Consider the following 5,210-nt stretch of genomic DNA (forward strand, 5'->3'; position numbering starts at 1 on the left):
GCACGGCAGCTGCCTACCCTCGCAGGCAGTTTCCCACCAACTACTCTCGGCGTTAAGAAGCTTAACTTCTGTGTTCGGCATGGGAACAGGTGTATCCTTCTTGCTATCGCCACCGTACTCTTTCTTGAGCTTCCACGCTCAAAACTAAATACATTCCAAGCTCCAACCTCTGAGCTTTGGTCAAGTTCTCGACTGATTAGTACTGGTCCGCTCCATTCTTCGCAGAACTTCCACTCCCAGCCTATCTACCTCATCGTCTCTGAGGTGTCTTACTGCTTTCGCATTGGAAATCTCATCTTGAGGGGGGCTTCGCACTTAGATGCTTTCAGCGCTTATCCCTTCCGCACATAGCTACCCAGCGATGCCTTTGGCAAGACAACTGGTACACCAGCGGTGCGTCCATCCCGGTCCTCTCGTACTAAGGACAGCTCCTCTCAAATTTCCTGCGCCCACGACGGATAGGGACCGAACTGTCTCACGACGTTCTGAACCCAGCTCGCGTGCCGCTTTAATGGGCGAACAGCCCAACCCTTGGGACCAACTTCAGCCCCAGGATGCGACGAGCCGACATCGAGGTGCCAAACCTCCCCGTCGATGTGAACTCTTGGGGGAGATAAGCCTGTTATCCCCAGGGTAGCTTTTATCCGTTGAGTGATGGCCCTTCCATACGGTACCACCAGATCACTAAGTCCGACTTTCGTCCCTGCTCGAGCTGTCTCTCTCGCAGTCAAGCTCCCTTATACCTTTACACTCTGCGAATGATTTCCAACCATTCTGAGGGAACCTTTGAGCGCCTCCGTTACACTTTAGGAGGCGACCGCCCCAGTCAAACTGCCTACCTGACACTGTCCCTGGCCCGGCTTACGGGCCTAGGTTAGAGCATCCATCAAACAAGGGTAGTATCCCAACATCGCCTCCAGTAAGACTAGCGTCCTACCTTCTCTGGCTCCTACCTATCCTGTACATGTTTAACAGATACTCAATATCAAGCTACAGTGAAGCTCCATGGGGTCTTTCCGTCCTGTCGCGGGTAACCCGCATCTTCACGGGTATTATAATTTCACCGAGTCTCTCGTTGAGACAGTGCCCAAATCATTACACCTTTCGTGCAGGTCGGAACTTACCCGACAAGGAATTTCGCTACCTTAGGACCGTTATAGTTACGGCCGCCGTTTACTGGGGCTTAAATTCGTACCTTCGCCGAAGCTAAGCACTCCTCTTAACCTTCCAGCACCGGGCAGGTGTCAGCCCCTATACGTCGTCTTACGACTTTGCAGAGACCTGTGTTTTTGATAAACAGTTGTTTGGGCCTATTCTCTGCGGCTGATCTCTCGATCAGCACCCCTTCTCCCGAAGTTACGGGGTCATTTTGCCGAGTTCCTTAACGAGAGTTCTCTCGCTCACCTTAGTGTTCTCCACTTGACTACCTGTGTCGGTTTGCGGTACGGGTACGTTCTCTCTGGCTAGAAGCTTTTCTTGGCAGTGTGACTCTTGCACCTTCGCTACTTTAACTTCGCTCCTCCTCACGACTTGCCCTTAGAAGCAAGCATTTTACTCGCTCCCAGGCTTATCGCTTGAACATGGCCTTCCAGCGCCATGCGTGCTTCGCCTCCTGCGTCCCTCCTTCGCTCTTAACGATTAAACGCAGTACAGGAATCTCTACCTGTTATCCATCGGTTACGCCTCTCGGCCTTGCCTTAGGTCCCGACTTACCCTGGGCGGACGAGCCTGCCCCAGGAAACCTTAGTCTTCCGGCGGATAGGATTCTTACCTATCTTTCGCTACTCATACCGGCATTCTCACTTCTAAGCGCTCCATCTGTCCTCTCGATCAGACTTCTCCGCTCTTAGAACGCTCTCCTACCACGTGCTCTTTAAAACACGTCCACAGTTTCGGTACTATGCTTAGCCCCGGTAAATTTTCGGCGCAGAGCCACTCGACTAGTGAGCTATTACGCACTCTTTGAATGATGGCTGCTTCTGAGCCAACGTCCTAGTTGTCTACGCAACTCCACATCCTTTTCCACTTAGCATAGATTTGGGGACCTTAACTGGTGATCTGGGCTGTTTCCCTTTCGACTACGGATCTTATCACTCGCAGTCTGACTCCCGTGTATGGATATCTGGAATTCGCAGTTTATCTGGATTTAGTAACCCCTGACGGGCCCCTTGTCCAAACAGAGCTCTACCTCCATTATCCTCTCCACGAGGCTAGCCCTAAAGCTATTTCGGAGAGAACCAGCTATCTCCAAGTTCGTTTGGAATTTCACCGCTACCCACAACTCATCCCCGCAATTTTTAACTTACGTGGGTTCGGTCCTCCAGTGCGTTTTACCGCACCTTCAACCTGGTCATGGGTAGGTCACTTGGTTTCGGGTCTACACCGCACAACTTCTCGCCCTCTTCAGACTCGCTTTCGCTCCGGCTCCGTCTTTTCTGACTTAACCTCGCTGCACAGCATAACTCGCCGGTTCATTCTACAAAAGGCACGCCATTACACTTTAATGTGCTCTGACTACTTGTAGGCACACGGTTTCAGGTTCTCTTTCACTCCCCTTCCGGGGTTCTTTTCACCTTTCCCTCACGGTACTGGTTCACTATCGGTCACTAGCTAGTATTTAGCCTTGCGAGATGGTCCTCGCGGATTCAAACGGAATTCCTCGTGTTCCGCCCTACTCAGGATCCTGCCGGCGCTCGCTGGATTTCGCTTACGGGGCTCTCACCCTCTCTGGCCTACCTTCCCAGGTAGTTCTGCTATCCTTTGAGCTGCCTTGCGCAGTCCTACAACCCCCGCTGATAAATCAACGGGTTTAGGCTCTTTCCTCTTCGCTCGCCGCTACTAAGGAAATCGATTTTTCTTTCTCTTCCTGCAGCTACTTAGATGTTTCAGTTCGCTGCGTCTTCCCTTACATGCCTTAACAGCATGCAATGATGCATCTCCTGCACCGGGTTCCCCCATTCGGACATCTCCGGATCTTAGCTTACTTACAGCTCCCCGAAGCTTTTCGCAGTTCGTTACGTCCTTCATCGGCTTCTAGTGCCTAGGCATTCACCGTGCGCCCTTTTCTACTTGACCTTACTCAAGAATCTCTCTTCTCGGTCGCTCTTCAATCTCTTCTTTGATTGTCTCGGTTTTTGCTTGGATTGTATTCAGTTTTCAATGTGCTAACTCTGGACCTCTCGATCCAATGGAGGCTAACGGGTTCGAACCGATGACCTCCTGCGTGCAAAGCAGGTGCTCTCCCAACTGAGCTAAGCCCCCAAGTATTATTTTTTATAGGCAGACATAACAATAACTCTCATTTTTCGTTATGTCAATGGGCCTAAATGGACTTGAACCATCGACCTCACGCTTATCAGGCGTGCGCTCTAAACCAGCTGAGCTATAGGCCCGACTAACGCTTGGCGTTTATTCAAATCTTTGAGGTAATACCCTCAAAACTAAACAAAGTTTCTCAGTGTGCTTCCGCTTGCTTTGGATACTTCTCTTAGTATTTCTACTCTCCATATCCGCTGCTTCCTTAGAAAGGAGGTGATCCAGCCGCAGGTTCTCCTACGGCTACCTTGTTACGACTTCACCCCAGTCATCTGCCCTGCCTTAGACGGCTCCTTCCCGAAGGTTAGGCCACCGGCTTCGGGCATTGCAGACTCCCATGGTGTGACGGGCGGTGTGTACAAGACCCGGGAACGTATTCACCGCGGCGTGCTGATCCGCGATTACTAGCGATTCCAGCTTCGTGCAGTCGAGTTGCAGACTGCAGTCCGAACTGAGAACAGCTTTCAGAGATTCGCTTGCCTTCGCAGGCTTGCTTCTCGTTGTACTGCCCATTGTAGCACGTGTGTAGCCCAGGTCATAAGGGGCATGATGACTTGACGTCGTCCCCACCTTCCTCCGGTTTGTCACCGGCAGTCTCATTAGAGTGCCCAACTTAATGCTGGCAACTAATGACAAGGGTTGCGCTCGTTGCGGGACTTAACCCAACATCTCACGACACGAGCTGACGACAGCCATGCACCACCTGTCTTAGCGTCCCCGAAGGGAACTCCGTATCTCTACGGATTGCGCTAGATGTCAAGACCTGGTAAGGTTCTTCGCGTTGCTTCGAATTAAACCACATGCTCCACCGCTTGTGCGGGCCCCCGTCAATTCCTTTGAGTTTCAACCTTGCGGTCGTACTCCCCAGGCGGAGTGCTTAATGCGTTAGCTGCAGCACTGAGAGGCGGAAGCCTCCCAACACTTAGCACTCATCGTTTACGGCATGGACTACCAGGGTATCTAATCCTGTTCGCTACCCATGCTTTCGAGCCTCAGCGTCAGTTACAGACCAGAGAGCCGCCTTCGCCACTGGTGTTCCTCCATATATCTACGCATTCCACCGCTACACATGGAGTTCCACTCTCCTCTTCTGCACTCAAGAAAAACAGTTTCCGATGCAATTCCCCGGTTAAGCCGAGGGCTTTCACATCAGACTTATTTCTCCGCCTGCGCTCGCTTTACGCCCAATAAATCCGGACAACGCTTGCCACCTACGTATTACCGCGGCTGCTGGCACGTAGTTAGCCGTGACTTTCTGGTTGATTACCGTCAAATAAAGGCCAGTTACTACCTCTATCCTTCTTCACCAACAACAGAGCTTTACGATCCGAAAACCTTCTTCACTCACGCGGCGTTGCTCCATCAGGCTTTCGCCCATTGTGGAAGATTCCCTACTGCTGCCTCCCGTAGGAGTTTGGGCCGTGTCTCAGTCCCAATGTGGCCGATCAGTCTCTCAACTCGGCTATGCATCGTTGCCTTGGTAAGCCGTTACCTTACCAACTAGCTAATGCACCGCGGGTCCATCCTTTAGCGACAGCTTGCGCCGCCTTTCAAGCAAGTGCCATGCAGCACTTGTTGTTATCCGGTATTAGCACCTGTTTCCAAGTGGTATCCCAGACTTAAGGGCAGGTTACCCACGTGTTACTCACCCATCCGCCGCTCGCTTCCGAAACGTCACTACCGAAGTAGATCTGTTAGTTCTGCTCGCTCGACTTGCATGTATTAGGCACGCCGCCAGCGTTCGTCCTGAGCCAGGATCAAACTCTCATTTTTTAAATAATCGTTTTTAAGATCTTTGTCTCAAAATTTATTGCTTGCGAATTGACTTCGCTTTTTGTTTGGGTTTTTACACCCGCACACTTTTAGCGAAACTTTGTTCAGTTTTCAAAGTACTA

2 tRNA genes and 3 rRNA genes are annotated in these 5,210 nt (G+C 51.3%); all 5 read right to left on the reverse strand.

The features are described from left to right. Positions 1 to 117: ribosomal RNA gene (rrf, locus tag HMPREF0493_RS00580) — 5S ribosomal RNA — on the reverse strand. 59 nt (positions 118 to 176) lie between these two features. Continuing rightward, positions 177 to 3,075: ribosomal RNA gene (locus HMPREF0493_RS00585) — 23S ribosomal RNA — on the reverse strand. Positions 3,076 to 3,188: 113 nt separating this feature from the next. Beyond that, a tRNA-Ala gene (locus tag HMPREF0493_RS00590) sits at positions 3,189 to 3,261 on the reverse strand. 56 nt (positions 3,262 to 3,317) lie between these two features. After that, positions 3,318 to 3,392: transfer RNA gene (locus HMPREF0493_RS00595), tRNA-Ile, on the reverse strand. 132 nt (positions 3,393 to 3,524) lie between these two features. Further along, a 16S ribosomal RNA gene (locus tag HMPREF0493_RS00600) occupies positions 3,525 to 5,088 on the reverse strand. The 16S, 23S and 5S rRNA genes sit together here with 2 tRNA genes alongside, the layout of an rRNA operon. Positions 5,089 to 5,210 lie beyond the last annotated feature (122 nt).

This window comes from Lactobacillus amylolyticus DSM 11664, from assembly GCF_000178475.1.
Classification (GTDB): Bacteria; Bacillota; Bacilli; order Lactobacillales; family Lactobacillaceae; genus Lactobacillus; species Lactobacillus amylolyticus.